A 21,855-nucleotide genomic window follows, 5' to 3' on the forward strand; every position below is an offset into this window, starting at 1 on the left:
CAGTGATGAGATTAGAAGGCAAAAAAGTCATAGCGCTTGTCAGTGACGATTTTGAAGACCTAGAGCTTTGGTATCCCGTCTACCGGCTGAGAGAGGAAGGCGCGATCGTTCATTTAATAGGAGAAGAAGCGGGCCGTTCATACAAAGGAAAATACGGCGTGCCCGCGACGGCGGATTACGATTTTAAGAGCCTGATTATTCAGGAGTATGATGCCGTGCTCGTGCCTGGCGGCTGGGCTCCTGACAAACTGCGAAGATATCCTGAAGTTTTGGAGATCATCCGTACGATGAACGAGCAGAAAAAGCCGATCGGCCAGATCTGCCATGCGGGCTGGGTGCTCATATCTGCCGGAATTCTCGCAGGAAAAAAAGTAACGAGCACGCCCGGCATCAAAGACGACATGACAAATGCAGGGGCACAGTGGCTGGATGAAGCTGTCGTAACTGACGGCCACATTGTATCAAGCCGCCGCCCGCCCGACCTTCCGCAGTATGCAAAAGCGTTTGCTGATCTGTTAGCGTCCAAATAAAAAACATCCGCCCGAATCTGGGCGGATGTTTTTAGTTTTGATCGGCGGGAAAGACAATTCCGATTTGTTTTCTCGCTTCTTCCATAATGCTTGCCGTAATGAAAGAACGTTCAAATGTATTTTCGGAAGACTCCCGCTGTCCGTTTCGAAGAAGATAAATGAATTCAGCCGTTTCGTAGTACATCGACGGTTTCAGATCAGGGACTGAAATGTCTTCCGTCCTTCCGTCACGATAGCGGATTTCCGCCCGTTCCGGCCCGTGAATGCTGTCCAGCACGATCGTGCCGTCCTCACCCTGAATTTCCGCCGGGGCAAACGAATTTGAGATTTTCGAATGCATCAGCACCGCTTCAAATCCGTCGTATGACAGAATTACCGTGCCTTCGCCGTCAACGCCGGATGCTAGTTTATGACCGGTCGCAATGACGTTTTTCGGTTTGCCGAACAGGACGACGGCCGGATAAATGCAGTACACGCCGATGTCCATTAACGAACCGTTCGATAATTCAGGCTTAAACGCGTTTAGCACCGTACCGTTTTTATATGCATCATATCGTGATGAATATTGGCAGTAGCTTGCCGTGAATCTCCTGACGGGTCCGATTTTATGTAAGTGGTTTTGAAGCATGCTGAAGTTCGGCAGGAACGTTGTTTTCATGGCTTCCATCAAGAGAACGCCGTTCGTTTTGGCTGCGTGAATCATTTCATCCGTTTCCCTTGCGTTAGACGCAAACGGTTTTTCGCACAGTACGTGCTTGCCGTGATCCATAAAAAGAACCGCCTGCTCTTTGTGAAATGCATTCGGGCTGGCGAGATACACCGCGTCATAGGCTTCGCTTTCCGCCATTTCTTTCAGGCTGGTGAAATAATGAGCAGCGCCGTGTTTGCCGGCGAATTCCGCCGCACGTTCCTCAGTTCTGGAATAAACCGCCGTTAATTGAAAATCATCAATAGCAGAAGCCGCCTCCAGAAATCGTTCTGTAATCCAATTCGTTCCGACTGTTGCAAATCGAATCATTGCTATCGCTCCTTCTATGTATTGGCTTACATTATAGCTTTTTTTCTGAGAAACATAAATGGAAAAAAGGCTGCCAGCTAAAGGGATAGGAAAAATTCCCATAGAGACCGGTTATTATTTTTCATTACAGGAACGATAGTGTACAATTTAAGTAAAATACATATGATGGAGGAACAATAGTGGAAACATTGCAAACATGGGGCGGCAGATTTAAACAGTTTTTCTTAGACAATAAATTTGTCTTGTTTTTGCTTGTATTGCTGCTCATCGGTCTCAATATCCTTGTCTTTATGAAGACATCATTTATTTTCACACCTATTATCGTCCTGCTCAAAACGATTGCGCTCCCCGTCATTTTGACAGGAATTGTTTATTATCTGCTTAATCCGATCGTAGATATATTGGAAAAAATAAGAGTGAAAAGAGTCTATTCCATCCTGCTCCTTTACCTCATTATTATCGGGCTGATTTCGATTACGGTCGTTTCAATTATTCCGTTTTTAAAGGAACAGATCATGAGCCTGATCGACAACCTGCCGAAATATGTGGATATTGTTGAAGATCAGACGAAAAGCCTGATCGGAAGCGATTTTGTAAATCAGGCGCAAAAGACGATGAATATCAACATTTCCGATCTTGCTAATAAAGTATCGGCGCAGGCGGCGACAATTGCAAACAGCACATTTACCGGAGTCGGGAATTTTATCGGCGCGCTGACGGAAGTGATTATTTCGATTGTAACCGTGCCGTTTATTCTGTTCTATTTGCTGAAAGACGGCAAAAAACTGCCAATCTATATCTTAAAGTTTGTGCCCACCCGTCTGAAAGAACAAACGTATACGATGCTGAGTGAAATGAACCACAGATTAAGCTCCTATATCAGAGGACAGGTCATCGTCAGCTTCTGCATCGGGTTTTTATTATTTATCGGCTATCTGATTATCGGACTTGATTATGCGTCCCTGCTTGCGGTCATTGCCGCTTGTACGAGCGTTGTTCCGTATTTAGGGCCGACCATTGCCATCACGCCGGCGATTATTATCGCGTTGGTCACTTCGCCCCTTATGCTGCTGAAGCTTGCGATTGTATGGACCGTTGTCCAGCTCGTGGAAGGGAAATTAATTTCGCCGCAGATCATGGGGAAAAATCTTCACATTCACCCGATTACCATCATCTTTGTTCTTTTAACCGCCGGAAAGCTGTTCGGGGTTGTCGGCATTATTTTAGCCATCCCGGGGTATGCGGTCATCAAAGTGGTTACGACCCATCTGTTTGATTGGTTCAAAATGCGTTCGCATTTATATGAAGAAGAAAAAAATGATGCTGTATCGAAGTCATAAAACCGGAACGGACATGATATTTATTATAAGACAGGCTTTCCTTCAGAGGAGAGCTTCTCTTTTGTAAATGATGAATGAAGGGAAGAATGGGATGACACTATGGGAGATGTTCACAGCAGCCGTTTTGGGAATCGTGGAAGGGCTGACGGAGTACGCGCCGGTTTCTTCCACGGGACATATGATCATAGCGGATGACATCTGGCTGAAATCCGGAAGCCTGATGAATCCGGAAGCCGCCAATTCCTTCAAAGTGGTGATTCAGCTCGGTTCGATTCTGGCGGTGGCCATTGTGTTTAAGGATCGGATATTACATTTACTCGGCCTCAAAAAAAACGTCACGCGCGATCAGCAGAAGGGATACAGGCTGACCATCGCGCAAATCGCCGTCGGTCTTGTTCCGGCGGCGGTGCTCGGCTTTTTATTTGAGGATTTCATTGACCGCTATTTATTCTCCGTCAGAACGGTCGCTTACGGATTAATTGCCGGAGCCGTGCTTATGCTTATAGCGGACTGGATCAATAAAAGGAAAGAAACGATCGATACGGTGGACAGAATCACCTACAAACAGGCTTTCTGTGTCGGATTATTCCAGTGTCTCGCTTTATGGCCCGGATTTTCCCGCTCAGGCTCAACGATTGCCGGAGGTGTCATTGTCGGCTTGAATCACCGGGCAGCCGCAGACTTCACATTTATTATGGCTATTCCGATTATGGCGGGCGCAAGCCTTCTGAAGCTGGTGAAATACTGGAGCAGTCTTTCTTATGACATGATTCCGTTTTTTCTTGTCGGCTTTATCTGCGCCTTTGTCGTCGCCCTCTTAGTCGTCAAGTTTTTTCTTCGGCTCATCAATCGGATTAAGCTTGTCCCGTTCGCCATTTACCGTGTCATCCTCGGCATCATTTTAATCATGCTCGTGCGATAAACGAAGAGGCCCCCGGAGGGTCTTCTTTTTATGTTCGAAAAACGTCTCAGGAAAATATGAGCAAACTGAATTTTCTGCTTGAAATTCAAAGAAGACTCGTCTATAATAAAACATGACGTTACAGCACGGGGCCATAGCTCAGCTGGGAGAGCGCTACGCTGGCAGCGTAGAGGTCAGGGGTTCGAGCCCCCTTGGCTCCATACCTTTAAACCCTTATTCTATAAATAAGGGTTTTTTTGTTTTTTCATCTTCTGCGGCAGCCTCTGTGTTCTGCTTCATTTCTAACAACTCAAAATAAAGGAAAGAGAGAAAATGAAAAAGAAAATCTATCTTATATTATCTCTGTCAGCGGCACTGGCGCTTTTTTTGACAGCGCTTCTGGCTCTTTCTCCTGTCATCTTCACGTCTGCTTCAGAAAAAGGAGCCATCAGGCATGACATTTATAAAAAAGGATATCCGTATCAAAGCTACTTTGCGATTCTTCAAAAAGAAGAAGACGGCGGAGAGGCCGGGAACCTTTATTATGTAAATTGGTTCAATTGGAAAGATGAAACCGGACAGACGCCGCACGTATGTTATTCAAAAAAATCGTCCGAAGGCGAGTACAAAGTAAGCTGCGGAACCGGACCGTAATGATCAAGAGCCCCTCTCCAATGAGGGGCTCTTTCTGTCGAGCTGAATGCCGCTCCGGCTCTCCGTTTAATATCCCCAATATAACGGCGTATCATAATGCCGATACGGATCATTCGGATAATGCGTATTTGGCTGATAAGGCTTATTCATATCAAGAATACCCGTGTTTTCAGTCTGTCCGCAGTATTTATCGGGACCTATCACAGTTGATTGCCGGATCGGTGAAACGGCTTTTTCCCACTCATGCTCATTCAGACAGTACGTATGCGCCATGATCTCAGGCGGCGTCAGACGGAGAATATCCGAGCCGTATATCACTTCAGGCGAAGGGGCGTCAAATATGGCCAAAAGGTGGGTTTTGTCTGAAGTGGCGACTTCATAATGCCACCACCCCTGCGGAACATTCGCCACTTGTCCTGGAGAGATCGGATAATTCCGTATTTTCTGGGTGAACGGATTCAGCATCGACACCACCGCGGAACCCGAAATACAGTACACCAATTCAGCGGCGTTTTGATGGGTATGCGGTTCAATCACATTTGTTTTGCTCAGAAAGATATCTAATAATGAAATATTTTCAAGCGTGTTTAACTGTTTAATCCCCAATACATTGATAAAGTTCCGAGCATCTTTCGTAAAAAAACGGCTCTCATTCACATCATAAGTGAATTGTGTATTCGGAGACGTGTAATCGATATCGGAAACCATGCACTCCCCCGCTTTCATCTTTAAACGTATATTCCCAAATATATGTGTCCCTGTTTCACCGGGTGATAAAAAAAGGAGGTGAAATCCATAAATTCCAAATCCAACACAATATTGTGACGACTTTTTTAAAGATTCATTTTCAATATATCTTTTATTCGAAATATCTCTTACTATAAAGATATATTGAAAATACATCTTTAGAAGGGTTGAGGATTAACATGCTGGATGAGAGAACAATAGACATCATCAAAAGCACAGTACCCGTATTGAAAACACATGGAGAAAACATCACCGGACGCTTTTATAACCTGATGTTTCAAGATCATCCCGAACTGTTAAATATGTTTAACCAAACGAACCAAAAGAAACAGACTCAGCGCGCAGCATTGGCAAATGCAGTCATTGCGGCTGCGGCGAATATTGATCAATTAGAACAAATCATTCCGGCGGTCAGACAGATCGGCCATAAACACACAAGCATCGGTGTAAAACCGGAACATTATCCGATTGTCGGAAAGTATCTGCTTCTGGCAATTAAGGATGTGCTGCAGGATGCCGCAACTCCTGAGATTATGCAGGCATGGGAAAAAGCTTACGGTGTTATTGCGGAGGCTTTCATCGGCATTGAACAAGACATGTACAATGAAGCCGGATGGCAGGGGTATAAAGAATTTACGGTTATACAGAAAACGAAAGAAAGCAAAGATATTACATCATTTTATATCAAACCGAGTGACGGCTCTTCGCTTCCTGGATTTGAAGCGGGACAATATATCAGCATTAAAGTGCGGATTGCGGATTCTCCTTATACGCACATTCGCCAGTACAGCCTGTCTGATGCTTCTCAAAAAGGGGCATATCGGATTTCTGTGAAAAAGGACGGAGCGGTTTCTTCTCATCTCCACAATGAAGTTCAAGAGGGAGATAAACTTGAAGTCAGCGCACCCGCCGGGGATTTCAAGCTGTCTTCTTCCGAAAAACCGGTTGTTCTTATCAGTGCCGGCTCCGGAATCACGCCGATGATGAGCATGCTGAAAACAGCCGCCGAAAAACAGCCGGAGCGTTCCGTTACTTTTATTCATGCCGCGAAAAACGGAGAGTACGCCGCGTTCCGCAAAGAGGCTGAACAAGCTGCGGAGAATCATCCGAATATTAACGTCATTTATGTATACAGTGAACCGGCAGAACAAGACCGATCAGGAGACAAGCCTTTTTACAGCGGCAGGATTGATCAAACCTTCCTGGAGCAGCTTCATCTGAATCAAGATGCTGAATTTTACTTGTGCGGATCAGCGCAGTTTATGACACAAATGAAAGACATGGTTCTTGCCCTCGGGTTTGACTCTGATTCCGTTCAATATGAATTGTTCGGCCCTCAGCTGAGCATGGCATAACAAAAAAGACTCCTCAAAAAGGAGTCTTTTTTATTTGCACAATGTGTTCTTTCTCCGTCTTTTTCCCTATTTTATTGAAATTTTCATCAATGACCAGTAAAATTATAAATCTAGTGATTCCGGAATTAAAGGAAGGTTGATATGAAAAAGAAAGCAAAGACCAAAAGGGTGCTTGGGTGCCTTTTTGCTGTATCTCTTATATTCGGATTATTTCTGGTATCAATGGTGTTTTCGAAATTCATAGTGACGGAAGAAAAACCGCCTGAAGAGGTGGACGAGCAGCAGGTCTTTATTGACAGCCTTTCCGGGCATGCTCAAATTTTATATGAGAAATATCATGTCCTTCCGAGCATCACCCTCGCACAGGCCATTCTCGAATCGGACTGGGGGAACAGTGAGCTTGCGGGGAAAGCGCGCAACCTGTTCGGTGTAAAAGGTGATTATAAAGGAAAACACGTCACGATGAAAACGGATGAATTTGAAAAAGGAAAACGAAAAACGATTCGGGCAAAATTCCGTAAATACAGCACGTTTTTTGAGTCAATGGATGACCATGCCAAATTATTTGTCAACGGAACGTCTTGGAATAAAAAGAAGTACAAGCCCGTCATTGAAGCGGACAATTATAAAACAGCGGCGGCTGCCCTTCAAAAATCCGGCTACGCCACAGACCCCGGCTATGCTGAAAAAATTAAAGATGTCATAGAAACCTATAACCTGAATGAATATGACAAAATCAATGCCTCTCTTAAAGCAGTTAATATGAAAGGCGCCATCAAAGACCACGCCATTGAAGACGTGTGGTCGAAGCCGTCAAAAGAGCGGCATTCTATAAAACTGGCATCGGCGCAAAAGTTTACCGGCCAGCATATTAAAGTCGTATCTGAAAAACAAAACGGAGAATCCGTCTGGTACCAAATTCAAGTGAAAGATGAGCTGATCGGCTGGGTTGACCAAACCGCCGTCCAGTTAAGTGAAGAAACATAAGCATCAAAAAAAGCCGGCAGCCCGCCGGCTTTTTTTACATCCCTTCAGTTTCAAACCTTTTAATATCACGTTTATGCCCCATCAGCACAAGGCAGTCACATTCATGAATGACAGTCTCCGGAGAAGGGGACAGCTGAATGTCTCCGTTATGTTTCACGGCAAGAATGGTGCAGCCGAATCTGGCCCGGACGCCGAGATCAAGAATGGATTTTAAATGCAGCTTTTTCGTGGCTGAAAGCTCCACGATGCTGTATTCATCTGACAAATCAATATAATTTAAGACGTTTTCATCCGAAAGGCTTTGCGCAATCCGCACGCCCATATCCTTTTCGGGATGGATAATACGATCAGCACCGATCTTTTCAAGCACTTTGTGATGATAATAGTTTTGCGCTTTCACCCAAATATTAGGGATGTTCAGCTCCTTCAATAACAGCGTCGTCAGCGTACTTGCCTGAATGTTGGCGCCGATTGCTACGATGACATATTCAAAATTTCTGATGCCGAGCGACTGAAGCTCGCTTTCTTCCGTTGAATTTGCCCGCACAGCATGCGTGGCATAAGAGGAGTATGCGTTGACCCGCTCTTCGCTGATATCGACCGCAAGCACCTCATGCCCCATTTTAAAAAGCTCTTTACAGATGCTTCCGCCGAAACGGCCGAGTCCGATGACGGCAAATTGTTTATTTTTGATTTTTCCCAATCCTCATAACTCCTTAAGAAACTGTTTTCGTCACTCCAAATACAACAAACAAGAATGTACTCCTGTTTCAAGGGTTTGTCAATGCGAGGGCCGGAAGAAAGAAAACAGCACAAAAAAAAGACCGGATGACAAGCGAGGGGCTTGTGCCGGTCTTTTTTCGCAATTATTAGCAGTCGCAAGGCTGTGTCGGCGGTGTGCTTCGTTTTTGAACAACAATTGTGTCCTCAGCATAGAATTTAGAGCCGATGCTTAATGATTTATTTTCTGCACGGAACTTATATGTACCTGCAGCAGGCAATGTTTTATTATTAAGAGAAAGCTTAAATTCCGCTGCGCCGAGCAAATCAATGTTTAACGGAAGTCTGACTGTTTTGCCGTTATTCAGAATTTGTCTTTCACGCAAAGCGTGTCCGTTGACTGTATCTTTTGTTGTAGCCGCAAATCCGCTAGGAAGGGTAAATTCCATAACGCCTAAGCTCAGGATCGTGTTCGGACGGTACGTCAATTCGATATCAGAAAATGACCATTCCTGCTGGCTGGCACCTGTATATTTTGCAAATAAGGTAGCAGTCGCTTTCGTGGACATTTCCGGCTCGTGAACGGTTGAGCCTGACTCAGCGGCGAATGACGCTGTCGGCAGAGAAAGAAGCAAAACCAGGCCGAATAAACTTGCCATGACAGTTGAGAAAAACTTGTGTTTCATTTTCATAAATCCCCCTAAAAAAAATTTGCTGATTGTTCTTAAAAAAGAACGACCATACCTATAAAAATTTACCATCAATTTTAATGGAAGTAAATGGGGTTATATTCCTATATTTTCTCAAAAATAATCAAATCACGACAAAAAACGCCTGATTTTGATTCAGGCGTTTTTTTCGTCCGTTTCTATCGGAATAAATTTAAAAATCTCCCCGCTCTGAACCGAGTCGGCGAGCCGCTTCAGCCAATCATAATAAGCTTTCGAACTTTCAAGCTGATCATATAACTGCCGCGCTTCTTCCTGTAATTCCGCGTTGCCTTCCTCGGCCAGCAAAACGGACTGCAAATCCGCCTGGGCCTGTACGATGGCGGACAAATTCACCTGAACTTCACGATCCCATTTCGGTGGGAAGAAATTCGTGAAAAACGTAAAGAAATCTTTTTCCGCTACAAACGTATGCTTCCGTGTGCCGCGGTGAAAGGTTTTTTTGACCACATTTAAATCCTGCAGCTTTTTGACGCCTGTGCTCATACTCGGTTTGCTCATCTGCAGTTCCTCACGCATTTCGTCAAGCGTCATTTCATCCCTCATATACATTGTTCCGTATAAAATCCCGACACTCCGTGTGATTCCGTAAAGATCCATCGTCTCTGCAATGGAATCAATGACAAGATCCCTGGCTTGTTCTATAGCTGCGAATTCTGGATTCTCATCCATATTGTCCCTCTTTTCCTCTTGAAGTTTAAATTTGTTAAGTCATTTCTTTATGTTCTTAATCTTAACGAATCATGACAAAATGTCAAAATCTAAACGGACTGACCGGGTTTTGACAGGCCAAAAAACATGTGTTAAATTAATATTGTTAAAAACATTAAATTTTTATTTAACAAACTTACTTTTCGGTAAGGAGGACTCTTATGAGCAAAACGCTTTATATCGGCGGCGAATGGATCAGTGCAGAAAAAAAACAGACCCGCCGTATCATTAATCCATTTAATCAAGAAGAAATTGCAACGGTATGCGAAGGAGACCGGAACGATGCGGTGAAAGCCATCGCCGCAGCCAGAAAAGCATTTGATGAAGGGGAGTGGCCGGTGCTTTCCGGGCTCGAGCGCGGACAATTTGTTCTGAAAATTGCGGAATTAATCAGACGCGATCTGAACGAATTAGCTGAGCTGGAATCGCTCGATACAGGAAAAACGATTGAAGAAAGTAAAGCCGATATGGATGATATCGCAAATGTATTTCAATATTATGCCGGTTTGGCGGATAAAGACGGAGGCGAGGTCATTTCATCTCCGATTCCTGATTCCGTAAGTAAAATCGTCAGAGAGCCCATTGGCGTATGCGGACAAATTACGCCGTGGAATTATCCGCTCCTTCAGGCGAGCTGGAAAATCGCTCCCGCTCTTGCGGCCGGAAACACGATCGTTTTAAAGCCGAGCGAGATTACTCCGCTGACAACCATTAAAGTCTTTCAATTAATAGAAGAAGCCGGTATTCCGAAAGGGGTCGCCAATCTCGTACTGGGGCCGGGCGCCTCTGTCGGCGACGAGCTGGCGAGAAACCTCGACGTCGATTTGGTCTCTTTTACGGGCGGAATTGAAACAGGCAAAAAAATCATGCAGGCGGCAAGCGGCAACGTGAAAAAGATTGCCCTGGAGCTTGGCGGCAAAAATCCGAATATCGTATTTCAAGATGCAGATCTCGAAACAGCTGCAGATCAAGCGCTGAACGCCGTGTTTTTCCATGCCGGCCAAGTTTGTTCGGCAGGGTCACGTCTATTGGTGGACGAAGCCATTCATGATGAATTTTTAGCCGAGCTGATCAAGCGTACGAAACGCATCAAATTAGGAAACGGTTTTCATGAAGATACGGAAAGCGGTCCGCTGATTTCCGCCGAGCATCGGGCTAAAGTCGAAAAATACGTAGAAATCGGCATCGAAGAAGGGGCAAAACTGGAAACAGGCGGCAAACGTCCTGATGATCCCGCCCTTCAAAACGGTTTTTTCTATGAACCTACTATTTTCTCAAACTGCAAGTCTGATATGCGGATAGTCCAAGAGGAGATCTTCGGCCCCGTTTTAACAGTTGAGTCATTTTCTTCTGAAGAAGAAGTGATCAGACTTGCCAACGATACCATTTATGGGCTGGCCGGAGCGGTATGGTCAAAGGATATTGAAAAATGCGAACGCGTAGCCGCCAAACTGCGGATGGGAACGGTATGGATCAATGATTTCCACCCGTATTTCGCGCAAGCGCCATGGGGCGGGTACAAACAATCGGGCTTCGGCCGCGAACTCGGCAAAATCGGCCTGGAAGAATACACGGAAATCAAACATATTTACCGCAACACGAAACCTGCGGCTGTGAACTGGTTTCAAGCATAACGAGGAGGAGATACAATATGACATTAAATATGAAAGTAGAAAGCATGCATAAATTCCATACATTCGAAATCCCGACAGTCATTAAACACGGAATCGGCGCGATTCAGCACGCGGGAAGTGAAGTCAGAGCGCTTGGTGTCACAAAAGCGCTGCTCGTAACAGACCCGGGAATTTATAACGCGGGAGTGGCAAACCCGGTCATTGAATCTTTGCAGGAAGCGGGCATCGAAGTCGTCCTGTTTAACAAAGTGGAGCCGAACCCGCCTGTACGTCTTGTAAACGAAGGATCAGAACTGTATAAAAAAGAAAACTGCAACGGCCTTGTGGCTGTCGGCGGCGGAAGCTCCATGGATACAGCGAAAGCGATCGGGGTAGAAGCGACACACGAAGGAAGCGTGCTTGATTATGAAGCCGCGGAAGGCAAAAAGCCGCTGGAAAACCGTATTCCTCCGCTGACAACGATCCCGACGACTGCGGGAACAGGTTCAGAGGTTACACAATGGGCGGTCATTACAGATGAAGAAAGAGAATTTAAATTCAATACGGGCGGACCGCTTATCGCCGCGCATTTAACGGTCATTGACCCTGAGCTGCACACGTCCATGCCTCCGCATGTAACGGCCATGACAGGTATTGACGCACTTGCGCACGCCATCGAGTGCTATACGATGAAATTCGCGCAGCCGATCACTGATGCCGTCGCTTTAATGGCCATTGAATATGCGGCGCATTATATTAAGCGCGCGTTTGCGGACGGGGAGGATTTGGAAGCAAGATACGGCATGGCGCAGGCGGCGATGCTTGCCGGCCTTTCATACGGCAGTGAATCAGCAGGCGCGGCGCATGCGATGAGCCAGACGCTCGGCGGCATCATCCCTGTCGCTCACGGACAATGCGTCGCAGCTATGATGGGGCCGGTAATGGAATACAACTGGAAAGGCTATCCGGAAAAATTCGCCCGCATCGCCAAAGCATTCGGAATCGATACAAGCAACATGACAACCGATGAAGCGGCAAAAGCGTCCGTCAACTGGATGTATGATCTTGTAAAAGATTTAGAGGTGCCGAGTTTAGAAGAACAAGGTGTGTCTCCGGACATGATTGAACGTTTATCAAAAGAAGCCATGAAAGATCCGCAAACATTCGGAAATCCAAGAGATTTGAATGAGAAAGCATACAACTGGATTTACAAACGCTGCTTTGACTTAACGCCGAAAACGGTATAATAAATGAACCCCGCTCCTTTACAGAGCGGGGTTTTTTAAGGATAATGTCAAGAAAAAGGCGGTGATGGCTGATGTGGAAACGCATAACAGCAAAGACGGAAGGCGTATATATAGCGGATACCGAACAATTTGTTACCAAAAAGATGGACAAGCTTCGTGCGGAATACGGCGGGTTCCCCGGTGACCTGCATTTCGGACTGACAAAAAAGGCCGGCGCGCGTGAGCCGATGTATGAAAGAGGAACAGAAATTTTTAACCGGAGACAAATTTCAATCGTGTCCATGGAGGAATGTGATGACATTGCGGAGAAGATGGGGATTTCTCATATCTTTCCCGAATGGCTCGGCGCTAACATCGCAATCAGCGGTTTTTCTGCACTGACGCCGCTTAAAGAAGGAAGCAGAATAATATTTCCAAGCGGTGCGTCTCTGTTGTGCGAGGGAGAAAATGATCCGTGCATTCAGCCGGGAGAAGTCATTCAATCCTTTTATCCGGATCAGCCAAAACTCGCCGCGGCGTTTGTGAGGCACGCGATGGGCAGAAGAGGAATTGTCTGTATTGTTGAACGCCCGGGTGATATATGCACGGGCGATGCGGTCACCATCCATTCTTATGAACCGAAACGCGCCAAGAAAAAAATCGAGAAGGTCTGACTCAGACCTTTTCGATTTTTTGTTTGATTTCTTCTATTTGATTGATGTGACGCTTTTCATGATGGCCGATAAAATCAATCCACTGGCGGATCGTCAGTTCTTGAAAAACAGGATGGGGAAGCACACGTTCTAAGTCTTCCTCGTTTAATGATGAAATAACTGCGGTCAGCTGCTGTCTTGCCGTATCTAATTCTTGTTTTGCTTCAATGACTGATATTCGGTTTTGCTCAGGTTCTAGGTGTGACGGCGCCGGCCGTTTATTTGTTCTGTCCTCTATAAACTCCATCGGTTTTTCTTCGATTTTTTTAAACGGTGCGTCTTTTGCCTGCTTTGATAAAAGGGTCTGCGCTGTTTCGTCAATTTTCTTTAAATGGTCAAGGACTTCCCGCACGCTCCACTCATCAGCCGCGGGCTTTCGGTTGAATTCCTCATCAGAGAGTCCTTTCAGTTCTTCCCAGGTCTGCTGTCTGGCTTCATTAAAAATGCTCATCCTATCTCCTCCTTTAGAGTAAACATATCATATCCGGATTGGATAATCATGTAATCAGCCTTCCTTATCAGAAAATTGAAACCATTTACCTTTACATCCGTATATAAAGTAACACTCCGACACCTCGGCCGAAAGGAGGATAGAAGATGAACATATTTCATCTGCCGCTTGAAACGGTCTATCTTTACACATTGATTATTTCGGGAAGTCTCACGCTTTTGATTCTGTTTTTTCAAGATGTGTTTCACGGCCTCTCGGAAGCCATTCCTGTTTCATTTTTAAACCCTGCATTGATTCTGTCTTTTTTAACAATCTTTTCAGCCTCAGGTTATATCGGCGAAATCGCCGCTCCGCTATCAAGTCCTGTCATTGCGTTGCTTTCATTTGTTCTTTCGGTTCTTTTGGTCAGCCTGCTTCACTTCTTCGTCCTTGTCCCGCTTTCATCAGCGGAAGAATCGCTCGCATATCGGGAGACGGATTTAAAGGGCAGAGTCGGCAGGGTCATTACTTCCGTCCCGAAAGACGGCTATGGAGAAGTGATCATAGAGGGAATAGGGGGCGCCATTTCTAAATCAGCCGTCAGCTTTGATCAAGAACAGATCAAGTACGGAACGGCCGTATTAGTGATTGACGTGAAAGACGGAGTGCTTTTTGTGACGCCGCATGAACCAATCTGATATCTAAGGGGGAACTGTTATGACTATGCCGATTATCATCGTTATCGGAATCGTATTCTTTTTACTCATCGCACTTATTGCTGTATTTATTACGAAGTACCGGACGGCGGGGCCGGACGAAGCCCTTATCGTGACCGGAAGTTATTTGGGAAATAAGAACGTCCACATTGATGAAGGCGGAAATCGTCTGAAAATCGTCCGGGGCGGGGGAACTTTTGTGCTCCCGGTATTCCAGCAGGCAGAACCTCTCAGTTTACTGTCAAGCAAACTTGATGTCTCTACACCTGAAGTCTATACAGAACAAGGCGTGCCGGTAATGGCCGACGGAACCGCCATTATTAAAATCGGAGGCTCCATCGGTGAAATCGCAACAGCAGCTGAACAATTTTTGGGGAAATCTAAGGAAGACCGTGAGCAGGAGGCACGGGAGGTGCTGGAAGGCCATCTGCGCTCCATCCTCGGCTCCATGACCGTTGAAGAGATTTATAAAAACAGGGAAAAGTTTTCTCAGGAAGTCCAGCGGGTCGCGTCTCAGGATCTTGCTAAAATGGGGCTGATGATCGTTTCTTTTACGATTAAAGACGTCCGCGATAAAAACGGCTATCTTGAATCATTAGGTAAGCCGAGAATCGCCCAAGTCAAGCGGGATGCGGACATTGCCACGGCAGAAGCGGATAAAGAGACGAGGATTAAACGCGCGGCCGCTGATAAAGACGCAAAAAAATCAGAACTGGAGCGGGCGACGGAAATAGCTGAAGCGGAAAAAATCAATCAGCTGAAAATGGCGGAATACAGAAGAGAGCAGGATACAGCAAAAGCCAATGCCGATCAGGCATATGATCTTGAAACAGCAAAAGCCCGCCAGCAGGTGACAGAGCAGGAAATGCAAATTAAAATTATTGAGCGGCAAAAGCAGATTGAATTGGAAGAAAAAGAAATCCTGCGCCGTGAGCGCCAATATGACTCTGAAGTGAAGAAAAAAGCCGATGCTGACCGTTACTCGGTGGAACAAGCGGCCGAAGCCGCAAAAGCGAAGCAGCTCGCCGAAGCGGATGCCGAGCAGTACAGCATCGAAGCGATGGCCAAGGCGGAAGCGGAACGCGTGAGAATTGACGGTCTTGCTAAAGCGGAGGCTGAAAAGGCGAGAGGAGAAACCGAAGCGGAAGTCATCCGCCTGAAAGGTCTCGCAGAAGCTGAAGCTAAAGAAAAAATCGCCGAAGCATTCGAAAAATACGGGCAGGCTGCAATCCTTGATATGATTGTGAAAATGCTGCCTGAATATGCGAAGCAAGTCTCAGCGCCTCTTTCCAACATTGATAAAATAACCGTCGTTGATACGGGAGGAAGCGGTGAAAACGGCGGGGCCAATAAAGTCACAGGCTACGCAACCAATTTAATGGCCGGTCTTCAGGAAAGCTTAAAAGCATCTTCCGGAATCAATGTAAAAGAGCTTATTGAGAATTTTTCAGGCAAAGGAAACATAAAACAAAGTATAAATGAACTTACAAAAGAACTGAGTGATTCAAACGAACGGCACAGCCCGGAATAAAAAAACAGCAGGCGTAAACCGCCTGCTGTTTCAGTTCGTCCGCTTAGCTTCAAGAAGCCGCGGCGCAGTCATGAATAATAAGATAAGGACAATGGCCGAAAGGATAAAAGAAGGAATCATATAAGTCGCGTTATAGACGGACGAATAAATCCATACCGGCGTGCCCTTCGGAGCATAGCTTCCGAAAAAGACAGCTCCGGAGACCACATGTGCCGCATAACGCAGCACACTGCCGATGAAAACACCGCCTATAACATACATCGTTAAAGCGCCTCTTTTTTTATTCAATGCCGATTCCCGTACACCGGAAGCAAACAAGCCGCTGAAACCGAGGACTGCAAATGCCGCGATGTAATCAAGAAATAGCTGCACCGGATGCTGCAAAAACAAATTGCCGATGGCGATCTGGACAAACCCTGTTAAAAAGCCTGTCGTAAGCCCGGCCTTCACTCCCCAGCGGAATGAAATCAAAAAAATCGGAATCATCATAATAGAGACCGAACCGCCTTGGGGCATCCGGAGAAACATACCTGAGACAATGTCAAGAATGACAGCCGCCCCGGTCATAATCGCTATTTCAATTAAGCGCACAAGCTGTGTTGAATGATTCATAGTTTTCCCCCTGGTCAGACAACCGTATCAAGGATAAACAAAAAAGCAGCGCGGGGAAGGATGGGAAAAGGTCCGCGCGCTGCTTACATAAACTGCAAATCATTTGGCTTTGCCACATCCCTACGCCAGCGTTAACTAACAGGTTCAAAGGGTCAGAACAAAACGTTCACTCTCAGCTTTAATGCTCCCCTTGTGGTCATCAAGTATTTAGTTCAATCTTACTATACAAGAAAATATGCCAAACCACAAGACAGCTTATCTTTCTATAGAAGAGAAACTGAAATAAGTATGAAAGAAAATAATTAATGATTTTTTTAAAAAAAACTATTGTCATATTTTCAAAAGGGTGTTATATTATTAAACGTCGCTGATGAACAGCAGACAACAACGAAAAGCTTCGGAAATAACTTAAAAAAGTTGTTGACATAAAAGAAGCTGAGTGGTAAGATAATAAAGCTGCTTCAACAAGCGGTAATGATCTTTGAAAACTAAACAAGACAAAACGTACCTGTTAATTCAAAGTTTTAAATAAATCGCACAGCGATGTGCGTAGTCAGTCAAACTACTTTATCGGAGAGTTTGATCCTGGCTCAGGACGAACGCTGGCGGCGTGCCTAATACATGCAAGTCGAGCGGACAGATGGGAGCTTGCTCCCTGATGTTAGCGGCGGACGGGTGAGTAACACGTGGGTAACCTGCCTGTAAGACTGGGATAACTCCGGGAAACCGGGGCTAATACCGGATGGTTGTTTGAACCGCATGGTTCAGACATAAAAGGTGGCTTCGGCTACCACTTACAGATGGACCCGCGGCGCATTAGCTAGTTGGTGAGGTAACGGCTCACCAAGGCAACGATGCGTAGCCGACCTGAGAGGGTGATCGGCCACACTGGGACTGAGACACGGCCCAGACTCCTACGGGAGGCAGCAGTAGGGAATCTTCCGCAATGGACGAAAGTCTGACGGAGCAACGCCGCGTGAGTGATGAAGGTTTTCGGATCGTAAAGCTCTGTTGTTAGGGAAGAACAAGTGCCGTTCAAATAGGGCGGCACCTTGACGGTACCTAACCAGAAAGCCACGGCTAACTACGTGCCAGCAGCCGCGGTAATACGTAGGTGGCAAGCGTTGTCCGGAATTATTGGGCGTAAAGGGCTCGCAGGCGGTTTCTTAAGTCTGATGTGAAAGCCCCCGGCTCAACCGGGGAGGGTCATTGGAAACTGGGGAACTTGAGTGCAGAAGAGGAGAGTGGAATTCCACGTGTAGCGGTGAAATGCGTAGAGATGTGGAGGAACACCAGTGGCGAAGGCGACTCTCTGGTCTGTAACTGACGCTGAGGAGCGAAAGCGTGGGGAGCGAACAGGATTAGATACCCTGGTAGTCCACGCCGTAAACGATGAGTGCTAAGTGTTAGGGGGTTTCCGCCCCTTAGTGCTGCAGCTAACGCATTAAGCACTCCGCCTGGGGAGTACGGTCGCAAGACTGAAACTCAAAGGAATTGACGGGGGCCCGCACAAGCGGTGGAGCATGTGGTTTAATTCGAAGCAACGCGAAGAACCTTACCAGGTCTTGACATCCTCTGACAATCCTAGAGATAGGACGTCCCCTTCGGGGGCAGAGTGACAGGTGGTGCATGGTTGTCGTCAGCTCGTGTCGTGAGATGTTGGGTTAAGTCCCGCAACGAGCGCAACCCTTGATCTTAGTTGCCAGCATTCAGTTGGGCACTCTAAGGTGACTGCCGGTGACAAACCGGAGGAAGGTGGGGATGACGTCAAATCATCATGCCCCTTATGACCTGGGCTACACACGTGCTACAATGGACAGAACAAAGGGCAGCGAAACCGCGAGGTTAAGCCAATCCCACAAATCTGTTCTCAGTTCGGATCGCAGTCTGCAACTCGACTGCGTGAAGCTGGAATCGCTAGTAATCGCGGATCAGCATGCCGCGGTGAATACGTTCCCGGGCCTTGTACACACCGCCCGTCACACCACGAGAGTTTGTAACACCCGAAGTCGGTGAGGTAACCTTTTTGGAGCCAGCCGCCGAAGGTGGGACAGATGATTGGGGTGAAGTCGTAACAAGGTAGCCGTATCGGAAGGTGCGGCTGGATCACCTCCTTTCTAAGGATTTTAACGGAATATAAGACCTTGGGTCTTATAAACAGAACGTTCCCTGTCTTGTTTAGTTTTGAAGGATCATTCCTTCAAAACATAGGAACACCTGCTAAATGCGCCACTTCCTGTGGCAACGCATGTGTTAGCATGTCCTATGCGTTGTTCTTTGAAAACTAGATAACAGAAGTAATTCACATTCAATTAGTAATGCAAGATATCACGTAGTGATTCTTTTTAACGGTTAAGTTAGAAAGGGCGCACGGTGGATGCCTTGGCACTAGGAGCCGATGAAGGACGGGACGAACACCGATATGCTTCGGGGAGCTGTAAGCAAGCTTTGATCCGGAGATTTCCGAATGGGGAAACCCACCACTCGTAATGGAGTGGTATCCATATCTGAATACATAGGATATGAGAAGGCAGACCCGGGGAACTGAAACATCTAAGTACCCGGAGGAAGAGAAAGCAAATGCGATTCCCTGAGTAGCGGCGAGCGAAACGGGACCAGCCCAAACCAAGAGGCTTGCCTCTTGGGGTTGTAGGACACTCTGTACGGAGTTACAAAGGAACGAGGTAGATGAAGAGGTCTGGAAAGGCCCGCCATAGGAGGTAACAGCCCTGTAGTCAAAACTTCGTTCTCTCCTGAGTGGATCCTGAGTACGGCGGAACACGTGAAATTCCGTCGGAATCCGGGAGGACCATCTCCCAAGGCTAAATACTCCCTAGTGACCGATAGTGAACCAGTACCGTGAGGGAAAGGTGAAAAGCACCCCGGAAGGGGAGTGAAAGAGATCCTGAAACCGTGTGCCTACAAGTAGTCAGAGCCCGTTAACGGGTGATGGCGTGCCTTTTGTAGAATGAACCGGCGAGTTACGATCCCGTGCAAGGTTAAGCAGAAGATGCGGAGCCGCAGCGAAAGCGAGTCTGAATAGGGCGAATTGAGTACGTGGTCGTAGACCCGAAACCAGGTGATCTACCCATGTCCAGGGTGAAGTTCAGGTAACACTGAATGGAGGCCCGAACCCACGCACGTTGAAAAGTGCGGGGATGAGGTGTGGGTAGGGGTGAAATGCCAATCGAACCTGGAGATAGCTGGTTCTCTCCGAAATAGCTTTAGGGCTAGCCTCAAGGTAAGAGTCTCGGAGGTAGAGCACTGATTGGACTAGGGGCCCCTACCGGGTTACCGAATTCAGTCAAACTCCGAATGCCGATGACTTATCCTTGGGAGTCAGACTGCGAGTGATAAGATCCGTAGTCGAAAGGGAAACAGCCCAGACCGCCAGCTAAGGTCCCAAAGTATACGTTAAGTGGAAAAGGATGTGGAGTTGCTTAGACAACCAGGATGTTGGCTTAGAAGCAGCCACCATTTAAAGAGTGCGTAATAGCTCACTGGTCGAGTGACTCTGCGCCGAAAATGTACCGGGGCTAAACGTATCACCGAAGCTGCGGACTGTTCTTCGAACAGTGGTAGGAGAGCGTTCTAAGGGCTGTGAAGCAAGACCGGAAGGACTTGTGGAGCGCTTAGAAGTGAGAATGCCGGTATGAGTAGCGAAAGAGGGGTGAGAATCCCCTCCACCGAATGCCTAAGGTTTCCTGAGGAAGGCTCGTCCGCTCAGGGTTAGTCGGGACCTAAGCCGAGGCCGAAAGGCGTAGGCGATGGATAACAGGTTGATATTCCTGTACCACCTCCTCACCATTTGAGCAATGGGGGGACGCAGGAGGATAGGGTAAGCGCGGTATTGGATATCCGCGTCCAAGCAGTTAGGCTGGGAAATAGGCAAATCCGTTTCCCGTGAAGGCTGAGCTGTGATGGCGAGCGAATTATAGTAGCGAAGTTCCTGATTCCACACTGCCAAGAAAAGCCTCTAGCGAGGTGAGAGGTGCCCGTACCGCAAACCGACACAGGTAGGCGAGGAGAGAATCCTAAGGTGATCGAGAGAACTCTCGTTAAGGAACTCGGCAAAATGACCCCGTAACTTCGGGAGAAGGGGTGCTCTGTTAGGGTGCAAGCCCGAGAGAGCCGCAGTGAATAGGCCCAGGCGACTGTTTAGCAAAAACACAGGTCTCTGCGAAGCCGTAAGGCGAAGTATAGGGGCTGACGCCTGCCCGGTGCTGGAAGGTTAAGAGGAGCGCTTAGCGTAAGCGAAGGTGCGAATTGAAGCCCCAGTAAACGGCGGCCGTAACTATAACGGTCCTAAGGTAGCGAAATTCCTTGTCGGGTAAGTTCCGACCCGCACGAAAGGCGCAACGATCTGGGCACTGTCTCAACGAGAGACTCGGTGAAATTATAGTACCTGTGAAGATGCAGGTTACCCGCGACAGGACGGAAAGACCCCGTGGAGCTTTACTGCAGCCTGATATTGAATGTTGGTACAGCTTGTACAGGATAGGTAGGAGCCTTGGAAACCGGAGCGCCAGCTTCGGTGGAGGCATCGGTGGGATACTACCCTGGCTGTATTGACCTTCTAACCCGCCGCCCTTATCGGGCGGGGAGACAGTGTCAGGTGGGCAGTTTGACTGGGGCGGTCGCCTCCTAAAAGGTAACGGAGGCGCCCAAAGGTTCCCTCAGAATGGTTGGAAATCATTCGCAGAGTGTAAAGGCACAAGGGAGCTTGACTGCGAGACCTACAAGTCGAGCAGGGACGAAAGTCGGGCTTAGTGATCCGGTGGTTCCGCATGGAAGGGCCATCGCTCAACGGATAAAAGCTACCCCGGGGATAACAGGCTTATCTCCCCCAAGAGTCCACATCGACGGGGAGGTTTGGCACCTCGATGTCGGCTCATCGCATCCTGGGGCTGTAGTCGGTCCCAAGGGTTGGGCTGTTCGCCCATTAAAGCGGTACGCGAGCTGGGTTCAGAACGTCGTGAGACAGTTCGGTCCCTATCCGTCGCGGGCGCAGGAAATTTGAGAGGAGCTGTCCTTAGTACGAGAGGACCGGGATGGACGCACCGCTGGTGTACCAGTTGTTCTGCCAAGGGCATCGCTGGGTAGCTATGTGCGGACGGGATAAGTGCTGAAAGCATCTAAGCATGAAGCCCCCCTCAAGATGAGATTTCCCATTCCGCAAGGAAGTAAGATCCCTGAAAGATGATCAGGTTGATAGGTCTGAGGTGGAAGTGTGGCGACACATGGAGCTGACAGATACTAATCGATCGAGGACTTAACCAATTTGAATGTATGCTTACTGTTATCTAGTTTTGAGAGAACACTC

18 protein-coding genes, 1 tRNA gene, 2 rRNA genes and 1 riboswitch are annotated in these 21,855 nt (G+C 47.2%); of the genes, 14 read left to right on the forward strand and 7 right to left on the reverse strand.

Annotated features, from left to right (window positions below; genetic code table 11):
• Nucleotides 1–5: 5 nt before the first annotated feature.
• Complete coding sequence (locus tag CXL14_RS08590) at nt 6–530, forward strand: type 1 glutamine amidotransferase domain-containing protein (RefSeq protein ID WP_014418730.1); 525 nt, start codon at nt 6–8, stop codon at nt 528–530.
• 31 nt (nt 531–561) lie between these two features.
• Here the strand turns inward: CXL14_RS08590 and CXL14_RS08595 are convergent, their stop codons facing one another.
• On the reverse strand, nt 562–1,548 hold the full coding sequence (locus CXL14_RS08595) for a Gfo/Idh/MocA family protein (RefSeq protein WP_053285197.1): 987 nt from the start codon (nt 1,546–1,548) through the stop codon (nt 562–564).
• 179 nt (nt 1,549–1,727) lie between these two features.
• On the opposite strand from CXL14_RS08595, the gene CXL14_RS08600 reads away from it, so the two are divergent.
• The 4 genes from CXL14_RS08600 to CXL14_RS08615 all read left to right on the forward strand — a co-directional run bounded on the left by CXL14_RS08600 (nt 1,728) and on the right by CXL14_RS08615 (nt 4,443).
• The gene (locus CXL14_RS08600; protein WP_014305691.1) at nt 1,728–2,888 is read left to right on the forward strand and encodes an AI-2E family transporter; all 1,161 of its coding nucleotides are present in this window, start codon (nt 1,728–1,730) and stop codon (nt 2,886–2,888) included.
• Nucleotides 2,889–2,979: 91 nt separating this feature from the next.
• Nucleotides 2,980–3,810: an undecaprenyl-diphosphate phosphatase gene (locus tag CXL14_RS08605; protein WP_007613337.1), complete on the forward strand. Its 831-nt coding sequence runs from the start codon at nt 2,980–2,982 to the stop codon at nt 3,808–3,810.
• A 127-nt stretch (nt 3,811–3,937) separates the two neighbouring features.
• Nucleotides 3,938–4,010: transfer RNA gene (locus CXL14_RS08610), tRNA-Ala, on the forward strand.
• Between the two features lie 112 nt (nt 4,011–4,122).
• Complete coding sequence (locus tag CXL14_RS08615) at nt 4,123–4,443, forward strand: hypothetical protein (protein WP_101287765.1); 321 nt, start codon at nt 4,123–4,125, stop codon at nt 4,441–4,443.
• A 66-nt stretch (nt 4,444–4,509) separates the two neighbouring features.
• Here CXL14_RS08615 and CXL14_RS08620 read toward each other — a convergent pair whose 3' ends face one another.
• Nucleotides 4,510–5,151: a cupin domain-containing protein gene (locus CXL14_RS08620; protein ID WP_021495345.1), complete on the reverse strand. Its 642-nt coding sequence runs from the start codon at nt 5,149–5,151 to the stop codon at nt 4,510–4,512.
• Between the two features lie 218 nt (nt 5,152–5,369).
• Between CXL14_RS08620 and hmpA the strand changes: the two genes are divergently transcribed.
• Together hmpA and CXL14_RS08630 are read left to right on the forward strand one after the other, a co-directional pair.
• Nucleotides 5,370–6,545 (forward strand): NO-inducible flavohemoprotein, encoded by a 1,176-nt coding sequence (hmpA, locus tag CXL14_RS08625; protein ID WP_101287767.1) that lies wholly within the window; start codon nt 5,370–5,372, stop codon nt 6,543–6,545.
• Nucleotides 6,546–6,686: 141 nt separating this feature from the next.
• Nucleotides 6,687–7,532, forward strand: coding sequence for a glucosaminidase domain-containing protein (locus tag CXL14_RS08630; RefSeq protein ID WP_061862517.1), 846 nt, complete (start codon nt 6,687–6,689; stop codon nt 7,530–7,532).
• Between the two features lie 34 nt (nt 7,533–7,566).
• Here the strand turns inward: CXL14_RS08630 and CXL14_RS08635 are convergent, their stop codons facing one another.
• The 3 genes from CXL14_RS08635 to cudC all read right to left on the reverse strand — a co-directional run bounded on the left by CXL14_RS08635 (nt 7,567) and on the right by cudC (nt 9,652).
• A complete protein-coding gene (locus tag CXL14_RS08635) occupies nt 7,567–8,235 on the reverse strand; it encodes a potassium uptake protein KtrA (protein ID WP_014418723.1) in 669 nt (222 codons plus the stop codon).
• A gap of 166 nt (nt 8,236–8,401) precedes the next feature.
• Complete coding sequence (gene bslA, locus CXL14_RS08640) at nt 8,402–8,938, reverse strand: biofilm surface layer hydrophobin BslA (RefSeq protein ID WP_025650408.1); 537 nt, start codon at nt 8,936–8,938, stop codon at nt 8,402–8,404.
• Between the two features lie 159 nt (nt 8,939–9,097).
• The gene (gene cudC, locus CXL14_RS08645; RefSeq protein ID WP_014418721.1) at nt 9,098–9,652 is read right to left on the reverse strand and encodes a transcriptional regulator GbsR; all 555 of its coding nucleotides are present in this window, start codon (nt 9,650–9,652) and stop codon (nt 9,098–9,100) included.
• 200 nt (nt 9,653–9,852) lie between these two features.
• On the opposite strand from cudC, the gene betB reads away from it, so the two are divergent.
• From betB to CXL14_RS08660, 3 genes are all read left to right on the forward strand, one after another.
• Entirely contained in the window at nt 9,853–11,325 is a 1,473-nt protein-coding gene (betB, locus tag CXL14_RS08650; protein WP_032876872.1) for a betaine-aldehyde dehydrogenase, read from the forward strand.
• A 17-nt stretch (nt 11,326–11,342) separates the two neighbouring features.
• Nucleotides 11,343–12,551, forward strand: coding sequence for a choline dehydrogenase (gbsB, locus tag CXL14_RS08655; RefSeq protein WP_014418719.1), 1,209 nt, complete (start codon nt 11,343–11,345; stop codon nt 12,549–12,551).
• A 71-nt stretch (nt 12,552–12,622) separates the two neighbouring features.
• Nucleotides 12,623–13,204 (forward strand): MOSC domain-containing protein, encoded by a 582-nt coding sequence (locus CXL14_RS08660; protein ID WP_017419516.1) that lies wholly within the window; start codon nt 12,623–12,625, stop codon nt 13,202–13,204.
• Between the two features lies 1 nt (nt 13,205).
• On the opposite strand, the gene CXL14_RS08665 is transcribed toward CXL14_RS08660, so the two are convergent.
• Nucleotides 13,206–13,694, reverse strand: a complete 489-nt coding sequence (locus CXL14_RS08665) for a DinB family protein (RefSeq protein ID WP_017419515.1) — start codon at nt 13,692–13,694, stop codon at nt 13,206–13,208.
• Between the two features lie 146 nt (nt 13,695–13,840).
• On the opposite strand from CXL14_RS08665, the gene CXL14_RS08670 reads away from it, so the two are divergent.
• A complete protein-coding gene (locus CXL14_RS08670) occupies nt 13,841–14,371 on the forward strand; it encodes an NfeD family protein (protein WP_017419514.1) in 531 nt (176 codons plus the stop codon).
• 19 nt (nt 14,372–14,390) lie between these two features.
• Nucleotides 14,391–15,920, forward strand: coding sequence for a flotillin lipid rafts scaffold protein FloT (locus CXL14_RS08675; protein WP_014418715.1), 1,530 nt, complete (start codon nt 14,391–14,393; stop codon nt 15,918–15,920).
• Nucleotides 15,921–15,950: 30 nt separating this feature from the next.
• Here CXL14_RS08675 and thiT read toward each other — a convergent pair whose 3' ends face one another.
• Nucleotides 15,951–16,532 (reverse strand): energy-coupled thiamine transporter ThiT, encoded by a 582-nt coding sequence (gene thiT / locus CXL14_RS08680; protein ID WP_053285199.1) that lies wholly within the window; start codon nt 16,530–16,532, stop codon nt 15,951–15,953.
• A 100-nt stretch (nt 16,533–16,632) separates the two neighbouring features.
• Nucleotides 16,633–16,733, reverse strand: a riboswitch (TPP riboswitch).
• Nucleotides 16,734–17,099: 366 nt separating this feature from the next.
• On the opposite strand from thiT, the gene CXL14_RS08685 reads away from it, so the two are divergent.
• Both CXL14_RS08685 and CXL14_RS08690 read left to right on the forward strand, forming a co-directional pair.
• Nucleotides 17,100–18,649, forward strand: a 16S ribosomal RNA gene (locus CXL14_RS08685).
• Between the two features lie 233 nt (nt 18,650–18,882).
• Nucleotides 18,883–21,812 (forward strand): 23S ribosomal RNA (locus tag CXL14_RS08690).
• Together the 16S and 23S rRNA genes form the textbook arrangement of a ribosomal RNA operon.
• The last annotated feature ends 43 nt before the right edge of the window (nt 21,813–21,855 follow it).

The sequence above is a fragment of the Bacillus sp. SJ-10 genome (assembly GCF_002843505.1).
Lineage (GTDB): Bacteria > Bacillota > Bacilli > Bacillales > Bacillaceae > Bacillus > Bacillus velezensis.

What these genes read in the sequence shown, in the direction of transcription:
- CXL14_RS08590 (WP_014418730.1), top strand. Translation starts at nt 6, where the DNA reads ATGAGATTAGAAGGCAAAAAAGTCATAGCGCTTGTCAGTGACGATTTT.
- CXL14_RS08595 (WP_053285197.1), bottom strand. Translation starts at nt 1,548, where the DNA reads ATGATTCGATTTGCAACAGTCGGAACGAATTGGATTACAGAACGATTT.
- CXL14_RS08605 (WP_007613337.1), top strand. Translation starts at nt 2,980, where the DNA reads ATGACACTATGGGAGATGTTCACAGCAGCCGTTTTGGGAATCGTGGAA.
- CXL14_RS08615 (WP_101287765.1), top strand. Translation starts at nt 4,123, where the DNA reads ATGAAAAAGAAAATCTATCTTATATTATCTCTGTCAGCGGCACTGGCG.
- CXL14_RS08620 (WP_021495345.1), bottom strand. Translation starts at nt 5,151, where the DNA reads ATGGTTTCCGATATCGATTACACGTCTCCGAATACACAATTCACTTAT.
- hmpA (WP_101287767.1), top strand. Translation starts at nt 5,370, where the DNA reads ATGCTGGATGAGAGAACAATAGACATCATCAAAAGCACAGTACCCGTA.
- CXL14_RS08630 (WP_061862517.1), top strand. Translation starts at nt 6,687, where the DNA reads ATGAAAAAGAAAGCAAAGACCAAAAGGGTGCTTGGGTGCCTTTTTGCT.
- bslA (WP_025650408.1), bottom strand. Translation starts at nt 8,938, where the DNA reads ATGAAACACAAGTTTTTCTCAACTGTCATGGCAAGTTTATTCGGCCTG.
- cudC (WP_014418721.1), bottom strand. Translation starts at nt 9,652, where the DNA reads ATGGATGAGAATCCAGAATTCGCAGCTATAGAACAAGCCAGGGATCTT.
- betB (WP_032876872.1), top strand. Translation starts at nt 9,853, where the DNA reads ATGAGCAAAACGCTTTATATCGGCGGCGAATGGATCAGTGCAGAAAAA.
- gbsB (WP_014418719.1), top strand. Translation starts at nt 11,343, where the DNA reads ATGACATTAAATATGAAAGTAGAAAGCATGCATAAATTCCATACATTC.
- CXL14_RS08660 (WP_017419516.1), top strand. Translation starts at nt 12,623, where the DNA reads ATGTGGAAACGCATAACAGCAAAGACGGAAGGCGTATATATAGCGGAT.
- CXL14_RS08665 (WP_017419515.1), bottom strand. Translation starts at nt 13,694, where the DNA reads ATGAGCATTTTTAATGAAGCCAGACAGCAGACCTGGGAAGAACTGAAA.
- CXL14_RS08670 (WP_017419514.1), top strand. Translation starts at nt 13,841, where the DNA reads ATGAACATATTTCATCTGCCGCTTGAAACGGTCTATCTTTACACATTG.
- CXL14_RS08675 (WP_014418715.1), top strand. Translation starts at nt 14,391, where the DNA reads ATGACTATGCCGATTATCATCGTTATCGGAATCGTATTCTTTTTACTC.
- thiT (WP_053285199.1), bottom strand. Translation starts at nt 16,532, where the DNA reads ATGAATCATTCAACACAGCTTGTGCGCTTAATTGAAATAGCGATTATG.